Below are 19,328 nucleotides of genomic sequence, written 5' to 3' on the forward strand. Positions count from 1 at the left end.
CCACCGGCGCCCCCACCGACGGTGGCTACATTGCCATCGCGGCCGGCTACTTCCATTCCCTCGCGCTGACCGCCGACGGCCGCATCACCAGCTGGGGAAACACCCAATTCGGGCAGGCCACCGGCGTCCCCGCCGATGGTGGCTACACCGCTATCGCCGCCGGATCCTCTCATTCCCTCGCGCTGACCGCCGACGGGCACGTCACCACTTGGGGAAGCGCCGGGCAGGCCACCGGCGCCCCCACCGACGGTGGCTACACGGCCATCGCCGCCGGCGCCGGCCATTCCCTCGCCCTGAACCCGCGGACGGCCCCCGCCTTCACCGACACCACACCCGTCACCCTGAACGCTGTCACCGGGACCGCACTCACCCGCGAGTTCACTGTCACCGGATACCCCACCCCCGCCGTCGCGGTACTCGACGAAACGACGCTGCCCACCGGCATGACCTTCACCAATAACACTCTGACCGGGACACCCACCGCCGCCGGGACCTACACGTTCACCCTCACCGCATCGAACGGTGTCGGCACCGACCTCACCCTCGACGTCACCGTCAACGTCACCGACCCGCCGGTCACCCCTGGGTCCGGTTCCCTCGGCTTCCTCGGCCAGATTTTCGGATCGTGACCTCGGCATCCTGACCTGCTGGTCCCACCACAACATCGAATCGTGGCCGCTCGCCCCTCGGGGTGGGCGGCCATCGATGTCCACAGCGGGGAAACACCCGGCAATGGCGGGGACGCGTCCGGCGGCCCAGCACGTCGATCAGATTCATCGCCGCCACAGACCCACCGCACGAAAACGGCGTACACCGTTCCGGTCACTTGCCTGATCGCACGGTGACGTAGGAATCCTGGTGCCCATCGATCGTCGCGGACTGCTCCAACCAGGCTCACCAACAGATTCGGTCCCACCAATATCATTACAGCGCAGTGCATCCGGCTTCCGGTACCAACGAACAGTCACTACACCGCACATGGTGTCGCTCGTTTCAGATCACCGTGACAGAAGTAGCTGAGACGACAAAATTCGGAAACCGGAACCCTTTGTACGTCGACGACATCACCGGATCATTCCAGATCAGGCATCTTCAACAACTTGATAGCGCCCTTCTGCGGGAGTATCACGCTCGGAGTCTCACCCAGTCGCAACTCAGTTCCGCTTCGCTGTCTCGAACCTCGAACCTCGAGGCGCGATGGGCGATGGGCGATGGGCGATGGGCACCACAGTCCCCGCTCACGCCTATTTTCGGCGATAGTTCGATGGCTGATCTCACAACTCTGTGACAGAGACAAACTGGGTGGGTCGACCATGTTCATCTAACCCGCTGGCAAGGTAATACCCGAGATTCGACGTACCCGGCACCACCGGGCTCGTGTCGACCCCCGTAGCCCGCAGGACACTGAGATATCGACCTTCGAAATTGATCGCAGCTGATTTGTTTTGGCTCACAAGGTGCACCACGATGTTGACGTCGACAACGTTGTTGATCAACAACGCCGCGTTACATTCAGCTGACAGTCTCCATTCCACAGACAGGTACGGCAACGATGCTGAACCCGCCAGCGCCGGCCAGAACTCGGGCCGGATCAGCCGAGGCACACCCGAAACACAAACACTGGTGTCCGGCCCGTAACTGAACTCGAACTCGTCCCAGGAATGAGATGAAACGAAGATGGCTTGCGCGAACCAAGCCCGGTCCCCAGAGCTTGGCGACGGGTCTGGGGGACCTGGTTTTTGACTGGGAGGAAGGTACGACGACCCAGATGACCCGAAATCGATCGAGCCCGTCTCGACCGGGACTGGTCTGGGCACGGCGGACACCGGAGCGACTCCACCCAGAACCGACGCTGCCACACCGACGGCCACCAGCGCTACATGACTACGGGCTCGATTGATACCAACCATCACAGCTCCTTTAAGCGGAGCAGCGAGCGGCTTCGCGCATGCTCCCTCGTACGGTTGGACGGACTTAGCCGCCATCACCACGACATCAATACAAGCACGACAGTGCAATTTTTTTGCACAACCCTGTGTGTCAGGGTGAGTTGAGGCCAGGGGTAACGGGTGCAACACAATCGAGGCCGGTGCCAGCATGGATGCAAGATACCGGCCTTGGCGGCATTCGGGGAGGGCAAGCAAGTCTGTCCACACGTGTGCCCGTGGCCGAAGATTAGCTGCCGAACGAACCGGTCGACGGCAGGCCCGATCCGTATCGGCCGTTGTACACGTAGCCGTTGAGGTACATGTCGTACCCGGCGGCACCCCAGAAACCACCGATCGTCTTGACGTTCAGGCTCAGCGGCCCACCGATCTGGCCCGGCTGCGCTCCCGCAATCTGCCCACCGGGAGCCCACCCGATGTTGCGCACATTCCAGGCGGAGATTGTGTATGCGCCCGATCCTCGACTCGGGATCGTCCCTTCGATGAGGGCTTCCTTTCCATCCGATTGGTAGGGCGCGCTTTTGAGCAAGTAGAACTCGACGAACGTGCGTCCGTCCTTGATTGGGCTATAGCCCATGTTCGCGTACCCGCGGTTGTCGAAGGGCGCAGTATGGCCGGTGGTGAACACTCCCGTAGTGAGACTGCACCGGGAGCTTTGGTCGCCGAACGCATGGTTTTGCGCGCAATCGATATCCTGGGCGCCGCCCTCAGCGTGGAAATGAATGCTGATGTAGCTGTACGCATCCGCGGGTGCTGCCGACGCCGGTAGGGCCGACCACAACGCCATCAGCACAGCGACGATGCCGACCACCAGCCCACGGCGGTGATTCTGGCCAGTGCGCCACGCGGTGCGCGACGACTGCAGGTCTTGTGCTTTGGTCGAAGAAGGATCGGTCATCGTCAGCTGCTTCCGAAGGAACCGGCGAACGGATTGTCCGATCCGAGTGTCGGATTCACCGCCACGTAACCGGTGAGGTAGATGTCGTAGCCGATTCCGTCGAAGTAGTTGGGCAGTGCGTTCACCACGAAGCGCAGCTTGCCCTGTCGGTCACCCGTCGATGCGTTGGGGTTGGCTGGTTTTCCGTCCCACACTCCGACGGCCGGAATCTGGAACCCCGTCAGGGTGAATTCATCGGATGCGCGAGACGGGATCGAACCGGTGATGTACGAGCCGTTGGCTTCGAAGTACAGGTTGGTCCGGTTGCCCTCCTGCCCGAAACTGAAGATTCCCTGCTGCCCATCGGTGAACGGTGCCGTGTGGCCCGCGGTGTAATTTCCATAGGTGTACCTGCAGGAATTGGACGGCCAGGAGAAGGGCTTGCAGTTGTAGACGACGTTTCCGCCCACCCCCCCGGGGTCGACGATGTGGTAGTGCAAGCTGATGAACTTGTACACGCTCTGCGGCGCCGGCGGCGGCCCCGGCGGCGGGCACGGGTTGATCGGACCGCACGGAAACACCGGCGGAAACACGATCGGAGCCGCGACCGCTTGCAGGGGAAGGCTCGTCGCACTCAAGACGACGAGTCCGACCGCGGCCATCAGGAAGCGGACGAACCGGGTCATCGAGACTCTCGGTGTACGGCGTAGGTGAAAGTTCATGCATCGTGTCTAACAACGCGGTGCACACATTTTGCACTTTGTCCTCTCGCCTCCGCCCGCCGGCCGTCGGTGCGACGCGTGCAAAATGATTGCACTCGTGCCGTGGAATGACGTCATGGGTACGAAGCGCGGTGGTTGTACTCGGTGCTGCCACGGGCATTCTGATCGGGACTGCGGTGGCTCCGGCCGCAATCGCATCGTCGTTGACTGATGTGCTCGACGAAGTGAACTTCGGCTCGTCCGGGCCGCCAACGACCGGAGAGACGAGGAGAGGCGACTTCCTGATCGATGTTCCGGGCCTTTCATCGGACACTGCGAGATACCTGTCCTACCGCACGTCGACTGTCTGGTTGATCCGATCTATTCGATAGACGCGTTCAACAAAGAGGATTCCGTCCTGGTTCAGTTGATACCAGCGGAATGTTCGAGAAACCGCAGCGCGGCGCGGTTCGAACTCATGCTCGTCGACGCAGGTGGTGTGTTGCGCTTCGGTGCAGTCGATGCAACTCTGAGGTCCGGATACGTGATCCGGGACTGCGTCCACACGCCCCGCCCCGGTTTCGTTCCCTTGCAGTGCGCGACCAACGACCAGGTGGTGACGTTCTCATGACCACCTCCACGAGTGGCGCCAGGAGAACAAGAGTGGCCGCGAACCTGTGCGCAGCGGTGTCGCTGGGATCACTGATCGCTGCACCCGCCGCGATCGCGTCCCCGCTGAGCGACCTGCTCGACGGTTTCAGTTCGGGATCGGCGGGATCGGCGGGGCCCGAAACAACGTCACCGGTTCCACCGGCCGCGACCGTGCAATTTCTGGCCGAGTTCCCCGCAGGCACCACGGCAAGCCTCGTCAAGACATCGTCCAGCTGCATCGAGCTGCCGGCCGACCCGACCCGGGTGAGCACTGTGGACACCAGTGTGACGCTGACAGTCGGCCAGAACACAGCGCGTGAGCGCCAGGGACGAAGTGGCAACGCCATCTACACGGTGGTGGTCACCGCCCCAACGCAACGGTGGTGCGGGGGTTCCGGCTGAAGGTGAACTACGGTGACATCCCGGCCACGTTCATCAGTTACACGAACATGGCACCGGCGGACGGTGGGCAGGCGCTCAATTGCCTGAGGCCCCGCGGGTACGCGACGCTGCTCTACCTGCCCGAATAGAAGTCCTTGCCCTCGAGAAGGTGGACATGGGTGATTATGTTGCTTTCCTCCTCGAACCCGTAACCGGTTACGCACCAGGACAACTCGATGAGATTGTCACATTCGACGACCTTCGAGCGCTCGAACCCGGCATGACGCATGACGGTGCACCGGTGGCGATCCTTATATCCCGCAGACGTCCACGGCCGCAGCTTTCACGACTTCTACGCCGGCGCCCCCGAGGGAGTTCGCGTGAACATGGTCGCGAGTCGCGACGGCGCCGCTGCATTCGGCGGTCCGGTACGCCCGATCTCCAACCCCGACGGTCATCAATTGCAGCAGTCCCTACGCGCGTACTGCGATGTACTTCTCGTCGGCGCCGGAACGGTACGCGCAGAACGGTACGGACCGATCGAACTCGATGCCGAACTCCGTCGATACCGCCGCGAGCAGTGTGGGCACGCGTTGTTGCCGCCCGTCGCAGTTGAGCAGGATGGCGGCGTAGTCGAAGAGCCGGTCGACGGGCATCCCGAGCGTGATGCCGATTACTCAAAGTGGGTAGCCGGACTGGGCAAGTAGATCGACACGGCGGACGACGGCAGTTGCTCCGATGCTGTTGGCCCGGGTGCGGACCTTCGCAGCGAGCGTCTTATCAACTCTGCCGGTCTCGGCGGATCTGATGCGCAGTGACAGGTAACCAGATTCGGCTGCCCACCCTGCAAAGCTCCTCTCGGAGTGCGCTGTGAGAGCGTCGGCAATGTGATGGCCGGCCCGTGTGAGATCTCCGAAACCCCACGCCAGGTGCGCGAGATGATGGTGCACAACACCGTAGATGCTGGCCCATGTCAACACGGTGCTCTCGGCGTGGCTGCTCAGGTAGTGATAGATCTGTTTGCACAACGGCGCTGCTGACATCTCTGCCGCTGCCCGGCCGATCAATGTGAGGGTGGACAGCCACATCGGGTCGATCGGAATTTCGTCCAAGCGTTCTGGGGTGTACCAGGAGAGTAGTTCCGCTGCCTCGTTGTGGGCACCGACGTCGATCAGCGCTACCGCCAAGGCGGGGCGTAGGGCGGGGTTCGAATCAAAATTCGCGACCATCATCTCCGATTGGTCGACGATTTCTTGCAAGTTTCCTCGCAAGGTTCCGAATGCAGTCACTGCAGGTAGCAGTCGCCCATAATAATCTTTATCGGTGGGAGAGGGTGGAATCGCCCGAATCCGTTCCAGACGCGCCTCGCACTCGAACAGGTGTCCTGCCGCAAGTTCGAGGCCGAGACGGCCGTAGTTGACCAACCAATCGAGTTCGGGATTACCGTTGATGTGGGCGTCGGTGATGAAGTCGAGAGTTGCTGCGGCACCCGTCAGATCGCCGGATTCAAGGCGTGCTCGCGAGAGCCAGACAGCGGTTGTCACGTCGTGCAACATTGTTGCTCGTGCGCCGACCAGGTTATTGAGGTCCGTCAGTGCTGTCGCGGTGACATTGCTGCTGTGGGGTGTTCGCAGTCCGATCAGCGCCGCGACGCTCACGCGTGCGAGAAGCGGGCCGTCTCCGAGGTCTCGAGCTATACCCGCAGCGCGGGCAATCAGACTGTCTCGTCGGTGGGATCCATCCTCCCAGGCATGCTCTATTACTATCTGGGTCAACAGGATTGCATATTCTACTGTCCGATTACGGCCCGTCTGCACCATCGCTTTGCAGATGCCCTCGATCAGGTCGATACGCTCGATGTCAGCGGAGTACTGCTGCACGAACATCATTCCGTGGCGTTCGCTGGCTAACACGGCCTCGACCTGCAGAGCAAGATCGCCCAGGCGCGTCGCCATAGCCAACGCGGACAACGCTATGACACGAGCGTGCATATCTCGTGTCGCCCTGCGAGCGCGGCCGAGACCGATCAGCAGGCGGCATTGCTGTGGTGTGTTCTCCTCAAGTGCGCTCAGGTTGAGGGCGTGATTGTAATGTGCAAGAGCATCTTCGAAAGCCCCGAGATTGAATGCGTGGTCACCGGCAAGCTGTGCGTAGGTGCGCGCATGTAGTCGATCGGACAAGAGGCCACGGGAGAAGTGATACGCCAGGCGCGCAGAATCATCGAGGACAGTGGGTGTGCGCAATTCGGTAAGAGCGTGTCCGACGAGGGAGTGCATAGCTGCTCGGCGACTCGGCGAGATGCCGCCGTATACCACTTCTTGCACCAGTGGATGCCGCAACGTGATCGCGTCGTTCGCGGTCTGTGTAGGCGCCGTTTGGTGGATGATTTCCGCACTCCACAGCGCAGGACGGTTCGAATCGTCGCCTTGATTCACCAGATGCTCGTGTACGAGTTCGTCGAGAGCATCGGCGAATTCAATTTCGTCGAGATTGCGGGTTGTCAGGCGAAGGACGTCGCGAGATATCGAGCTACCGATCACCGCGCATAGCCGTAACAATGTCTGTGCTGTTGTACTCAGACCGTGTTCTGTGCGCCGAATGAACTCGAGTATGGATGCCGGTGCTGAATCGCCGACTTGGGGGTCTTCGAGGATCGAGGTCACGAACAGGGGATGTCCGTGGGTGCGGCGATGGAGAGCAACGGGGTCGAGCGAAGACCGATACGCGTCGACGAGTTGCCGTACGTGTTCGACATCGAACTCTTTCAACGCAATTCGGTGCACGTTTCCCAGCCGTGTGGCGGTGTTGAGGGTCTTGTTCAGTTCCGGATCACTCAGTGATGGGGTCCGAGCGGTGACCACGAAGCACACGGTACTTGTCGCGCTGGCTTTCATGAGGTATCGGAGGAGTACATGGGTGGTGCTTGATGCCCAATGCAGATCGTCGATAACGAGGATTGTCGGTGCCGACCTGGAAGTTGCTGTGAGCCAGTGGTGGACAGCAGCGACTATCAGTGCCCGGTCGTCACCGCCGGTATCGGCAGGCGCGAGATCGCCGTATCGGTTCGCAGCGCCCGGAATCAGCCGTAATATTTCGGAGCCGTTTTCCGTCAACCATTGCCTTGACCGAGCGACTCCCAGTGCATCGAATTCTCGCGCGGCAGCATCGGCGAACGGTTCGAATGCGATGATTGCGTCCTCGCTGCACCTGCCGAACAGAATATCGATATCTCGGTGTTGTGCTCGCTTGAGCGCCTCGATGACCAGGGTGGTCTTCCCGGTACCTGCGTCCCCCGTGACGACTACGTATTGGCTGACTCCGAGCGCGGCTTCCTTCCATGCGCGGGTGATGATGTCGAGTTCCAATTCGATCCCGATGGGCGTGCTTCGGATTCTCCTCGGGCCGCTGCTCGTCGAGGAGTTCGGGTGCGCAGGATACGTTTCGGTGTGGCGTAGTGCTGTCAGGAACAGTTGCTCGGTTTCGGGGGAAGGAGCGACGCCTAGGTTGTCGGACAATGCTTGTCGGCATCGTGTAGCCAGGTCGAGTGCCTGAGCTCGGTCTCCGAGGCCGAGGTATCCGCGCATCGCGTGTCGATATGCGCGTTCGCGAAGCGGATCAATGCTGATCAGCTCCTCTGCGCAGTAGACGGCGCGATCATAGGCGCCTACCTCGATCGAGGCGGTCGCATCGATGTCGAGCGCTTGGATGCGTAACCTTTCGCATTCCGTCCGTATGTCGTCCGCCCAGTCTCCTGTCACCCCGCGCAAGATCTCTCCGGCGAGCGCCTTGTGCGCGTCGTGTGCACGATCGGCGCGGATCGAAGCCGGTATGTCACTGTTTCGGCAGTGACTACGAATGGTTTCCAGATCGATCGTTACCGAATCCGGTAGTGAAAACTGCACGTACCCGAGCCGTGAACGCACACTGTCCCCGGGAATGGAAGCCGCCTCCAGTGTGTTGCGCACCCTCGAGATCACTGTCCGCATTGTCGCGTTCCACGACTTCGGGCGTGTCTGCGGCCAGATGACAGAGGCCAACTCGTCCAGAGCGACATCGCGGTGTCGGTGCAGCGCGAGGTAAGCAAGTGTTTCCACACACCGTGGACCTCCGATTGTTCGGGGATCCACGGTGCGGACGCCACATCTAATCGAAATGTCACCAATCACCTGAACGGTAATAGCGCACAAATCGGTCATATCAGGAATGTAATCATATTCGCGGCCGTGCCGTACAAATGATGATTCGTCACCGAAACGAACCTCAACCATTTTCGAAAATTTTTCGAGCTGGATACTTTCGATCTGGGTGGCGTACCGGGCGTGGCGGTACTAGTGGGTGCGATCGGTAATTGCTGCGGACATCGCTTAGACGTCTGTCGAGTTGTTGTCGGTCGTTGCGACGTTCGATGTGAGCTGTATCTGCTCCGGATCATGGCCCCAACCCTGGGGCAAGGAGGTTCGAACGGGTGAAGTCGGTCAAACTACGCGAGAGGCACTTTCGTCCACTCGGCACTTGTGATTGCGTAGAAGCGAGGGAATGCTCCGCGATTTCTGTCGCTGTCGTAGGTGACTGTACGGCCGACGTTCAAGCCTCGGTTATATGTGGGTCATCACACATCCTTTGGTTAGAGCGCAACAACCACTGCGACAAGTGCATTGAGTAGTGTCGCCGAGACCGCGAAACTGTATGCGCCGGGGCGAGCAGCTCGAAAACACACGCCCACGACAGAAGCCGCAACCAGCGTGATCGCGGCGCAGGCTGCACACAAAGCAATACCGGAATGAATCGGGAGTGCTTGCCACAATCCCCAGGCAGTGATCAGACCTAAAACCAGGCCGGCCACGATCTGAAGTGCTGCCTGTGCGCGGCTCGTTGAGCGTCGCTGCCTCTGCGTCTGCGATGTCATTGCTTGTCCACCACTTCGAGAAGCTGCATCATGCCGTGGTCCTCGTGGAAGAGGATGTGGCAGTGCATGACAAATTGGCCGGTGAAGTCTTCGAACCGGTGCCGGATGGTGAGACTGCCGAACGGAGGAAGCATTGCGGTGTCCCTGTAATGCTGCTCGTCGACGGGTTCACCGTTGACTGCCACAACTTGAAAGTCGTTGACATGAATGTGCACCGGGTGCGGCTCGTACGTGCGATTGACGAAGTGCCACTCTTCGGTGTCTCCGAGCGTCATCGTTTCGTTCACCACGTGGTGGTCGAACGTGGTGCCGTTGATGTAGTACATGAAGTGCTCGACGTCGCCGGTGCCTCGCGGTTCCATCTCCTCGAAGACGAATTCACGTCTGCGGTCGATGACGGCCTCCCGTAGATCCTCGAAGGGCAGCAGTGCGTCGGGCAGGGGATCAGGATTCTGTTGGTTGCCTCGGGAAACCAAGTTCAGCAACGGCATCGGCGCCGGGACCATCGACGAGTAGAAGGGTCCGAACTCCTCCCAGCTGAGCGAACGCAGTTGGTATGTACCAGTATTGGCACCTTCGATCAGCACATCGACTCGCCCTCCCGGTACTATTTCGACAACATCGCGTGCCGCGGCAGAGGTGAGTGCGTCGCCGTCGATGGCGATGACATGCATGGGGTGTTCGTCGAGTTGGAGCCGCAGGAACAGTGAGCTGGCGTTGATGATGCGCCAGCGTTGGATTTCTCCTGGAGCGATCTCGGTCGTCGGTTGGAAAGTGCCGTTGACGAGGGTTTGCTGCAAGTTGTTCGAACTTTTGTCCCCGGGGACCATCTCACCATCGGCGATCTCCGTCTGACTCAGCACGAGTAGACGCTCCGGTCGTCCTTTGACTCCGGGTAGGTCGTCGAGTTCTCCGCGAACGATCAGGGCTCCGAATAGTCCGCCGAATACCTGTGTGTCGCTGAGGGTGTGCTGATGGGAGTGATACCAGTATGTGCCGGAGGAATGGTTTGCGGGCAGATCGTAAGCGTAGTCGAATGTCATGCCCGGCTCCACGGCCATCAGTACGTCATCACTCGGTTGCCGGGGTGAGACGTGCCATCCGTGGGTGTGGAGATTTGTCGGTTCTGCGATGTCGTTGATCAGCGATACCTCGATGCGGTCACCCGTACGTACGTCCAGTGTCGGGCCGGGGTAGGTGCCTTCGTAGGTCACCGCTCGGACGCGACCGCTGCCCAGTGCGACCTCCCCGTCGGCTACCCGCAGCTGTGTTTGGAGTAAACCGTTGTTACTCGTTCGCACGCTGGGCTCGAACCACGTCGAGTCACGTGCTGCATCGCTGTGCGATACGCAGGCGGTCAACATCGGCGTCGAGAGCAGTGGCAGTCCGACGAGCACGGCAGCGCCGGTGAAAAAACGCCGACGGCTGATCGGGTAGGTGAGAGGTCTGGCTTCAGCCATCGCTGGGCTCCTTGACGATGGTAACGGTGCGGGAGGTTGCTGGCCGCGCGTGTCCGGTCCAGGTGATATCGATCGTGTGGTGAGTCGCGCTGTCACAAGCGAATACGACGGCCGCTCCGATACCGGTGGGTCCTCCGGCCGGGACTTGATACGGCAGTTCGTTCTGGATGCCGACCGGTAGTAGTTGTCCGTCGAGTGCGAGCGATACGTCGGTTGCCGATGGCGCGCTCCAGCCCACGGTCACGATCGATTTAGCCGGTACGCCTTTCAAGCATCCGAACGTCGGGAGGACGGTGAAATCGGTAACTCTGATCCCGTCGCTTGCTTCTGTTGGCGGGGTCTGCGTGCTCGCAGAGGCTGGTGTCGTCCGGGCCGGTACCGGTTGAAGTCTCTCACGGCTGTCGTCCGTAGCTGCGCATCCGCTCAGCGCGAGAAGAACTACGATTGCAGTCGTAGACCTGCGTAGTCGCCGCAAGTCGGAGGCATTGCGCGAATGGGTTGGCATCGATCGAGTCCACTTCGTCGGCTGTTTCGGGTAAGAAGGTGATGCGGTCCAGCCAGTGCGGAAAGAAGCGAAGTGGCCGCTCCGGAACGGCTTTCAGTGTCGCAGAAAGGTGCATATTTTTTGCATATACGGACGGCGGGGCGGGCATATCATCCGGCCGAGCAACTTCTACGACGCGGTAACCTCGACGCCGGACGAACGAGGTCAATGCACCACCATAGGAGCCGGTCCCTTCGATGCCGAAAGCTATCAGATGACCGAATGACTCAGCCCACGAGAGTAACTGGAAAAATCCGGCCGAGTCGGTGGGGACGCTGATGGTCGAGAGCAAACCGGCGGTGGTGTCGAATACTGCACCGACGTGAACTGAGGTTCACCCCGGATGGTGTGGCATGACCCCCGTCAAGTGACCCGCAGGTTATGAGAATCCTTCCGCCCTGATCAAGGGCATGAAAGGCTACAACTCATGGCTGGACGTAGACGGCACACGCCCGAACAGATCATCCGAAAACTGCGCCAAGGCGACGAACTCGCCGCCACAGGCGCCGACGTCGAAGAAATCGCCCGACAACTCGACGTGTCCGTGCCGACGCTCTACAACTGGCGCAAGCAGTACGGCGGCATGAAAGCCGACGACGCCAAAGAGTTCAAGGAACGGGGGAACGAAAACGCCCTGCTCAAGAAGCTCCTCGCCGAAGCCGAACTCGAAAAGGCTGCGCTCAAGGAGATTGCTCGAGGAAAATTCTGAGCCCGACCGCCAAACGAAACGCCGTGACGATGCTCCAGGAAACGATGGGGCTCTCACAGCGTCTCGCCTGCAAAATCGTCGGGCAACCCCGATCCACCCAACGCAAGAAAGTAGCGAGAAACACCCCGGACGATCCGGACGCGGATCTGCGGAAGTGGTTGCGAGACTGGGCCAAAGCCAACCAACGAAAAGGGTTCCGACGGGCGTGGGCAGATCTACGGGCGGCCGGCTGGGTGATCAACAAGAAGAAGGTTCAGCGCCTCTGGCGCGAGGAAGAATTGCGGGTGAAGGTCCGCAAGATCCGTAAACGAGCCGGCGCCGGGGCCACTCCGATCACCGAGGCAAACGCGCCGAAAGTCTTGTGGGCGATCGACTTCCAGTTCGATTCGACGACGGACGGGAGGAAATTCAAGATCGCGTCGATGGTCGACGAACCTCCCCCAAGCACTTCGTGCAGGGCGGTACCCCCACCCGACAGTCCGTACTCAACATCGTCGAGAGATCCATCCCGGCAGAGGATCTCGTCGCGGCCTTGGAGAAGTCGTTCGCACTCTGGGACGGCCCGCCGCAGGTGTTGCGGTGCGACAATGGACCCGAGTTCATCTGAAGAGGCGTTGCGGACGTTCTGCGAGAATCAGGTCGGTATCGGCTACGTTTCACCTGGTCAGCCGTGGAAGAACGGCTACATCGAATCCTTCAACAATCGAGTCCGCGACGAATGCTTGAACATGAACGAATTCCACAGCCTCCTCGAAGCCCGGGTGGTCATCGAGGGTTGGAAGGAGGACTACAACAACCGGCACCGTCATTCATCGCTGGCGTACCCGCCCCGAATGAGTACGCTGCCAGCTGTATTCACACGCATTGATTCTCTGATAGCGAGTGGCTCACTAAACGGGGTCCTACCAGCCTCTTCCCTGCGTCATCGACCCTGCCTTCGCCAGGTCAGGCTCGGCTTCGACTTCTTCCGGAACAGCGCATATAGCTTCCGGCCCAGCACATATCGGCGGTCAGGGGTCGGCTGCATATGCAAATAATTGCACTCACATGATGGACTAGACGCCCACGACCGCATCATCTCGAAGGAGAGCACCCGTGTCTTTACCTACCCGCATCACCGCGACGCTGGCCGCCGCAACCATCGCCGTCACCGGGATAGGGCTTGCAGTTCCGACGGCTTCGGCCGATCCCATGACAGGTAGTCTCGGCAGCCCATACTTCGGATCCACCGGACCGGGTACGGGCACGTCCGATGTGAACGTGACGATCAGGACCTTTATAAGCTCCGCCGCTATCATGAGGACCAATTACAGCGGGCCTGCATCTTGTATATCAACACCTGGACTCGAACTTGCAACCCCCGAGCGAGTTCCGGCCTATAGCCGTAAGAGTTTCACCGTGTCACCGGGTAATCCTAGTTGCGATTACGCCGCTTCCGTGTTGAAAATTAACGTGGGCGGAGACATAGCGAATATAAAGATCATCTTATCGCCTGGGTCCATCCGAGTCGTATGTGAGGAACGGGGAAAAAACTGCCAAGAGACTTCCCCTTACCCGAATTACGAGTTCCGTGTGGTGCCATCTTGGCCGTGATTGATTCACCTTTTGCAAGTCGGTATCGGCTACGTTTCAGCTGGTCAACCGTGGAAAAACGGGTACATCGAGTCGTTCAACAATCGTGTCCGTGACTAATGCCTGAACATGAACGAATTTTACAGCCCTCGAAGCCCGAGCGGTCATCGAGGGTTGGAAGGAGGACTACAACAACCGGCACCGTCATTCATCGCTGGCGTACCCGCCCCGAATGAGTACGCTGCCAGCTGTATTCACACGCATTGACTCTCTGATAGCGAGTGGCTCACCAAATGGGGTCCTACCAGGTGGCCACCGAGATAGCGGGACCGAAGGTTCCGCTCGAAGATATCCCATCGGCAATTCAGTCAACTGCGACAGTGACTTCGTGCTGCCAGGCGATGGTTTCGTCGTACCGGGTCCAAGTCTTCAAACACCCGTGCAGGATCCCCACGAAGCGGTTCGAAACCCGACGCAGCGCATCGTTGTGGGCGTTACCGCGCTGCCTGCACTTGTCGTAGTAGTCACGTGCACCTGGCGAACAGGTCAGGCAGGCGAAGGCCTGAGCCATGAGAGCGTCGGCGAGTCGGTCGTTGCGGACGAACCGTGCCGCCACAATTTTCTTCTTCCCCGACGCACGTGTGATGGGACTTGTTCCTGCATAGTTCTTTCGGGATCATGCATCACTGTATCGATCTCGATCGTCGCCGAATTCTGCCAGCACCCGGGCAACGAGGTGATGCTGTCGGCGTCCGGGTGCTCACCAAAATGGGCTTCGACCTCCGTTCCGAGCGCATCCACCTCATCGATTATCGCCCGGAGCACCCCGATCGTCACCTTGGTATTGGCAGCGTAAGCCACGGTCACCTGATCGAGTTGGCGCCGCCGCGCGCTATTTCCCTTGTCCGAGTGCATGATCGTGCCGGTCGGCGTCCCCTGCCGCCGGACGCAGTTTTCAGCAGCGACGGGCGTACGACCAGGCACACCTAAGCCTCCACGGATATCTGACTACACCGGGAATAGCAATCCCTTTGCCCGGCAACGAACATGCGACGTTACTGGGCGGATGGGATCCCTACGCCACATTCTGGCTGAACGCCGACGCTGTGGATATCGATGACGAACCAGCGCTGTGGCGTCGAACCGACACACGTTGGGAACCAATATGGCAGAAGACGTTTCGGCACGACTGCTGCCGCTCTCACGCCAGTTGCCTTCGGAGACGCCAAACTAGACCGCCAACCTGGCGGCAAGACGTGGCAACCCTCGTCGGTCAGGGCCTCGAGGCCACGTTCGTCACCTCCGGCGCATACACCAACTACGCAAAACTCACCCTGGACAACTCAGGCCGAAGTGCCCTGCAATGGCTTGCCGATTGGTTCGGACTCCACATCCAGCGCGCCACATAGACCTGAATCAGATGACATATTCACCCCGGAGTGTCAGAACGGCGACGCGCCCGCATGCCGACACGCTCCAGCGGCCCGAGAAGGACCATCAGGAACATCGCCGAGTAACTTATCCACGGCACGAAGACCGCGACGAGCAGGCACACGAGAAACATGACCGCACCGAGAGCGTCCGCACCGATGTCGCGACGAAGTGTCTCGTCCGGAATGTCGTGCAACTCGCGGTGCGCTCGGAGATACACACGGGTGAACAGCAGGACAATGCACGAGATCGCCATCGTGCCGATGTAGAGCACCTTCTGCAGTACATCGGAGTCCACCTGCCCCACCATCGCGGTCACCACCGGAAGCCACACGATCGTGAGCATCCAACCGATCGTGATCCACAACAACGCGTACGATACCCGTTCGACCCGCGCGAATAGCTGATGATGGCTGACCCAAAAGTTGGCGATGACAACAAAACTGAGAACGAATGCAAACAGGGGCCAAAAATTCTGCCCCAGCCACTGCGCTGTGCTCTGGCCCTCGTCCGCTCCGTCGCTCACCGTTTCGAGCAGCGGCAAAATAAGCAGGGTCATGGCGATCGCCACGACGGCGTCGGTGAAGGCCTTCATCCGTTCCGCCGACACCGGTTCCCCCGCCGCTGGGTCGGTTATATCCGTCCTCATCAGATCGCTCATCCCGCGATAGTACTTCTGCCACAACGCTCACCGACGCCGCTACACGGTAAGCGATACGGTAAGCGATACGCGCAGCGAACGTCCTGTGTCGTCGCCCATGAGTGGGGCTTCGTTCGCCCGCGCCCGAGGCTGCGACGAGGATTGCACGAGTGCCAAGAGCGCGCCACACGCGTAGTCCGTCCTGGCGAAGGAGTCTGTGGGGCCGCAGCGGCGAATAGATTCGCTCGCCCCCACTGTGCGGTGTCCCAGCCCGGGTTGGGAATCGGAAATTCGGTGGCCTAGGCGTAGTGACTCAGTAACTGCTGCCGAACAGTGGGAAATCGGACGACCCGAATCCGGGATTGGTCACCACGGGCGGTGGGATTGTCAGCTCGGGGTCGACGATCGTCACCTGTGTAGGAGGTACCAAACCCAAGTGGTAGGTCGTTCGCAACAAGAGCCCCTGAGTCTCGCCAATTCCTCCATCGCACTGCCATTCAACGCTGAGCGGACCTGGCGGTGCAGCCATCACCTGGTCAACCACGCCGCTAGGCGGGATAGTTATCGTGGGACCTATATACGGGGCTACGTTGCCATACGGGTCGAAGCCGCCGGACCCGTCTTCGGACAGGCTGTGAGCGTCATAGGAACAGTTGAAAGATGCTGTAGCAGAGGAATTCGTCCAGGTTGCCTTAAGCATCGGCTGCGGGCCGTCTAGGAAACTGGTTGCCGACAGAGAGACCGGCCCACTATTGGGGTCGATCGGTTGAGGTGGCGTGTAACCCGGAGGGCCTACGAGTGGGACGCCGATTGCACCATTCAAATTCACGCCGATTGCATCGGAAAAATTGGCGCCTGTGACGTCCGCCACAACGGTTGCGCCTGTCAGATTCGCGCCTGTGAAATCGGTATTCGTCAGATCAGCGTTCAAGAACTGCACGTAGGTTAGATCGGCGTCGGCAAATGACGCGTTCCTTGCGGAGGTCCGCCACATCCGGGCTCCGGCAAGTATTGCTCCCGTAGCGTCTGAATAGTCCATATCCGAGCTGTTGAAGTTGGACTGCACGGCAGTGATGGATCGCAGATTCGCCCCAGCAAAGTCGGTCCCGAAAAATTCGGTACTACTGGGAAATTCGCGGCCTTCGAATGTTGCCCGTTCAAATATCGCATTACTCCAATCCACACCGAGAAAAGGAGGGCTCGACAAATCGTAGGTGCTTAAATCAGCACCGACGCAAAAGGCGTGGGCGGACGTGTCGTACGGCAGTGCACAACCAGGGACAGAGACTCCACTGCTGGTAACGATCGGTGCTGCAGGAGCAGCATGCGCTACCGGCAACGCCGACGAGAAGCCTGCAACAAAAGCCACGGCGGCACCGACCAAGATAACGCGAGTGACGGACTTGTGCACGGTAAGATTCCTGACGCTTTGGCCCCGAACCAGGGCAAGTCCCGAACAAACAACAGATACCACGATTATCCGCCGCCAATGAGGAAGGGCTCAATCAAGATACTACCGCCGAGCGTGTAGGGGGCTACCGAAGACTGCAATTGTCTTCTGAAACTGGCGAACATTACCCAGGGACAGATGTGGCCATAGGCAGCCTTGTTGTTTGGACATTTGCGGCCATAAGCAGCCGTGTTTTGACTCGGCCGCACAAAATAGGCATTCATGCCCCGATGTCCGTTATCTTTGCCCAGTGGTTGCACTTTGTGGCCGCCACGCCTGTGCGGCCGCCCACCCGAAAAAGGGAACCACCATGACAACCACTGAATACCACCAGTCACTGCGGCGAACGACCCGCGCAGCCATCACCGCCGTATTCGGTGGGATTGTCCTGGCCTCCATAATGCTGGGGACAGCAGTCGCACCCGCCGCAGCGGAATACCCCTTTGAAATCATCCGCAGGGTATGCGGAAATCTTGTTGATCTCCCTACCCCGACGAGCTATACAAATTGTTCCGGTAAGGACCTGTCCGGCGCGAACCTTACTAAGTTAAGCCTGGCCTACGCGGATCTGACCGGCGCAAACCTGACCGAAGCGGACCTGACCAAAGCGGACCTCACCCAAGCGAACCTCACCCAAGCGAACCTCACCCAAGCGAACCTCACCAACACGGGTCTGGGCTTTACGCACCTGACCGGCGCGAACCTGTACGGCGCAAACCTTGTCGGTGCACATCTGTACAGCGCGGACCTGACCGATGCCAAGCTGGAATACGCGAACCTGACCAACACGAACTTCAACGTCGCGACCCTGACCGGTGCGAAACTCACCAACGCGAACCTCACCAACACGGCTCTGGGCGGCGCTAATCTGACCGGCGCGAACCTGACCAACGCGAACCTGACCAACGCGGACATGACCGCAGTGGACATGACCGCAGTGGACATGACCAACGCGAACCTGTACGGCGCAAACCTGAACGGCACGAACCTGGACGGTGCAACCTTGACCGGCGCGAACCTCACCGGCACCAACTTCGCCCACACAAACCTGGGCGGCGTGCACCTGACCGGTACAACTCTTATGCCGGCCGACACCACTGCGCCTGCGGAGACTGCAGACGGCGGCCCCGCGACCTGGACGACCCCGCCCATGCCGACCGGACTCCAATTCAACGGCTGCAACACTGCCTCCGGGACAGTGTTCCCCGTCGGCACCACTACCGTGAGCTGCTCCGTCACCAGCGATCCAAACAGCCCCAAAAATCTGGGTTGGGGTACCTTCACCGTCAACGTCACCCCGCCAGAAACCCCTGCCGAAATACTCCTCAGAATGTGCGGAAACTACGTTGACAATCCCCGCTCACCGATTTTTACCGATTGTTCCGGCAAGGACCTCACCGGCGCGTTCCTGAATAACGCGAACCTGTACGGCGCGAACCTGACCGGCGCCAAACTGACCGGCGCACATCTGACCGGCGCGGACCTCACCAAGGCGAACCTCTTCCAGGCGGACCTGACCAACGCGAACTTGCACGGCGCAAACCTGTTCAATACGGACCTGGCGGGTACGAACCTCACCGGCGCGAACCTCACCGACACGACCCTGGAGTTCATGCCCGGCGCGAACCTCACCAACGCGAACCTCACCAACGCGAACCTGACCAGAGGGAACCTCATCGACACCACTCTGATCGGCACGAACCTCACCAACGCGAACCTGTACGGCGCGAACCTCACCGGCGCGAACCTCACCAACGCGAACCTGACGGGAACGAACCTGACCGGGACATCCGCAGTTCCGGTCGACACCACTTCGTTCACCGAATCCGTAACCTGGGCCGCCCCGGCCGTCCCTACCGGACTGGCCTTCGGCACCTGCACCCCTGCCTCCGGGACAGAGTTTCCCGCTGGCCCCACCACGGTGACCTGTACCGTCACCAGCACGAGTAACGGTGCTGTGACGACAGGCTCGGGCACCTTCATCGTCACCGTGGTACCTGTCGCTCCCACCTTCACCAACCCCCCGACACAACCACTGCCCGCCATCGCCGGCACCCCCT

General features: G+C 60.1%; 15 protein-coding genes and 2 pseudogenes. 7 read left to right on the forward strand and 10 right to left on the reverse strand.

The features are described 5' to 3' along the window. A partial coding sequence (locus tag QM600_RS19050) for a putative Ig domain-containing protein (RefSeq protein ID WP_283263087.1) occupies positions 1-629 on the forward strand: 629 nt, incomplete at its 5' end. Between the two features lie 1,546 nt (positions 630-2,175). Here the strand turns inward: QM600_RS19050 and QM600_RS19055 are convergent. Together QM600_RS19055 and QM600_RS19060 are read right to left on the reverse strand one after the other, a co-directional pair. After that, positions 2,176-2,844, reverse strand: coding sequence for a hypothetical protein (locus QM600_RS19055; protein WP_283263088.1), 669 nt, complete (start codon positions 2,842-2,844; stop codon positions 2,176-2,178). A gap of 2 nt (positions 2,845-2,846) precedes the next feature. Then, positions 2,847-3,545, reverse strand: a complete 699-nt coding sequence (locus tag QM600_RS19060; protein WP_283263089.1) for a hypothetical protein — start codon at positions 3,543-3,545, stop codon at positions 2,847-2,849. 606 nt (positions 3,546-4,151) lie between these two features. On the opposite strand from QM600_RS19060, the gene QM600_RS19065 reads away from it, so the two are divergent. Continuing rightward, entirely contained in the window at positions 4,152-4,577 is a 426-nt protein-coding gene (locus QM600_RS19065) for a hypothetical protein (RefSeq protein WP_283263090.1), read from the forward strand. A gap of 266 nt (positions 4,578-4,843) precedes the next feature. Then, positions 4,844-5,263, forward strand: a complete 420-nt coding sequence (locus tag QM600_RS19070; protein WP_283263092.1) for a dihydrofolate reductase family protein — start codon at positions 4,844-4,846, stop codon at positions 5,261-5,263. Here the strand turns inward: QM600_RS19070 and QM600_RS19075 are convergent. The 4 genes from QM600_RS19075 to QM600_RS19090 all read right to left on the reverse strand — a co-directional run bounded on the left by QM600_RS19075 (position 5,234) and on the right by QM600_RS19090 (position 11,166). Then, positions 5,234-8,650 (reverse strand): ATP-binding protein, encoded by a 3,417-nt coding sequence (locus QM600_RS19075; protein WP_283263093.1) that lies wholly within the window; start codon positions 8,648-8,650, stop codon positions 5,234-5,236. The genes QM600_RS19070 and QM600_RS19075 overlap by 30 nt on opposite strands. A 530-nt stretch (positions 8,651-9,180) precedes the next feature. Further along, positions 9,181-9,462, reverse strand: coding sequence for a hypothetical protein (locus tag QM600_RS19080; protein WP_283263094.1), 282 nt, complete (start codon positions 9,460-9,462; stop codon positions 9,181-9,183). After that, positions 9,459-10,922 (reverse strand): multicopper oxidase family protein, encoded by a 1,464-nt coding sequence (locus QM600_RS19085; protein WP_283263096.1) that lies wholly within the window; start codon positions 10,920-10,922, stop codon positions 9,459-9,461. The genes QM600_RS19080 and QM600_RS19085 overlap by 4 nt, the downstream gene beginning before the upstream one ends. Next, positions 10,915-11,166: a hypothetical protein gene (locus QM600_RS19090; protein ID WP_283263098.1), complete on the reverse strand. Its 252-nt coding sequence runs from the start codon at positions 11,164-11,166 to the stop codon at positions 10,915-10,917. Before QM600_RS19090 ends, QM600_RS19085 begins: the two co-directional genes overlap by 8 nt. Before the next feature lie 727 nt (positions 11,167-11,893). Between QM600_RS19090 and QM600_RS19095 the strand changes: the two are divergent. Further along, a pseudogene (locus QM600_RS19095) lies at positions 11,894-13,043 on the forward strand (IS3 family transposase). Between the two features lie 187 nt (positions 13,044-13,230). Here QM600_RS19095 and QM600_RS19100 read toward each other — a convergent pair. Continuing rightward, complete coding sequence (locus QM600_RS19100) at positions 13,231-13,368, reverse strand: hypothetical protein (protein WP_283263099.1); 138 nt, start codon at positions 13,366-13,368, stop codon at positions 13,231-13,233. 412 nt (positions 13,369-13,780) lie between these two features. On the opposite strand from QM600_RS19100, the gene QM600_RS29965 reads away from it, so the two are divergent. Next, the gene (locus QM600_RS29965) at positions 13,781-13,867 is read left to right on the forward strand and encodes an integrase core domain-containing protein (RefSeq protein ID WP_502943029.1); all 87 of its coding nucleotides are present in this window, start codon (positions 13,781-13,783) and stop codon (positions 13,865-13,867) included. Positions 13,868-14,111: 244 nt separating this feature from the next. Here the strand turns inward: QM600_RS29965 and QM600_RS19105 are convergent. After that, positions 14,112-14,402, reverse strand: a pseudogene (locus QM600_RS19105) (IS110 family transposase); the annotation flags it as partial. Positions 14,403-15,003: 601 nt separating this feature from the next. Between QM600_RS19105 and QM600_RS19110 the strand changes: the two are divergent. Beyond that, positions 15,004-15,156, forward strand: coding sequence for a hypothetical protein (locus QM600_RS19110; RefSeq protein ID WP_283263101.1), 153 nt, complete (start codon positions 15,004-15,006; stop codon positions 15,154-15,156). Between the two features lie 20 nt (positions 15,157-15,176). On the opposite strand, the gene QM600_RS19115 is transcribed toward QM600_RS19110, so the two are convergent. Continuing rightward, entirely contained in the window at positions 15,177-15,839 is a 663-nt protein-coding gene (locus QM600_RS19115) for a TMEM175 family protein (protein WP_283263103.1), read from the reverse strand. A 292-nt stretch (positions 15,840-16,131) separates the two neighbouring features. Next, on the reverse strand, positions 16,132-17,229 hold the full coding sequence (locus QM600_RS19120; RefSeq protein ID WP_283263104.1) for a pentapeptide repeat-containing protein: 1,098 nt from the start codon (positions 17,227-17,229) through the stop codon (positions 16,132-16,134). Between the two features lie 349 nt (positions 17,230-17,578). Between QM600_RS19120 and QM600_RS19125 the strand changes: the two genes are divergently transcribed. After that, on the forward strand, positions 17,579-19,328 hold a 1,750-nt coding region (locus QM600_RS19125; RefSeq protein ID WP_283263105.1), incomplete at its 3' end, for a pentapeptide repeat-containing protein.

The sequence above is a fragment of the Rhodococcus sp. IEGM 1379 genome, from assembly GCF_030056815.1.
In the GTDB taxonomy this organism is placed as follows: domain Bacteria; phylum Actinomycetota; class Actinomycetes; order Mycobacteriales; family Mycobacteriaceae; genus Rhodococcus_F.

Excerpts from the sequence above, each read along its gene's own strand:
- QM600_RS19055 (WP_283263088.1), bottom strand. The coding sequence starts at position 2,844 with ATGACCGATCCTTCTTCGACCAAAGCACAAGACCTGCAGTCGTCGCGC.
- QM600_RS19060 (WP_283263089.1), bottom strand. The coding sequence starts at position 3,545 with ATGAACTTTCACCTACGCCGTACACCGAGAGTCTCGATGACCCGGTTC.
- QM600_RS19065 (WP_283263090.1), top strand. The coding sequence starts at position 4,152 with ATGACCACCTCCACGAGTGGCGCCAGGAGAACAAGAGTGGCCGCGAAC.
- QM600_RS19070 (WP_283263092.1), top strand. The coding sequence starts at position 4,844 with ATGACGGTGCACCGGTGGCGATCCTTATATCCCGCAGACGTCCACGGC.
- QM600_RS19080 (WP_283263094.1), bottom strand. The coding sequence starts at position 9,462 with ATGACATCGCAGACGCAGAGGCAGCGACGCTCAACGAGCCGCGCACAG.
- QM600_RS19085 (WP_283263096.1), bottom strand. The coding sequence starts at position 10,922 with ATGGCTGAAGCCAGACCTCTCACCTACCCGATCAGCCGTCGGCGTTTT.
- QM600_RS19100 (WP_283263099.1), bottom strand. The coding sequence starts at position 13,368 with ATGGGATCGGCCGAAGCCGTCGGAACTGCAAGCCCTATCCCGGTGACG.
- QM600_RS19115 (WP_283263103.1), bottom strand. The coding sequence starts at position 15,839 with ATGAGCGATCTGATGAGGACGGATATAACCGACCCAGCGGCGGGGGAA.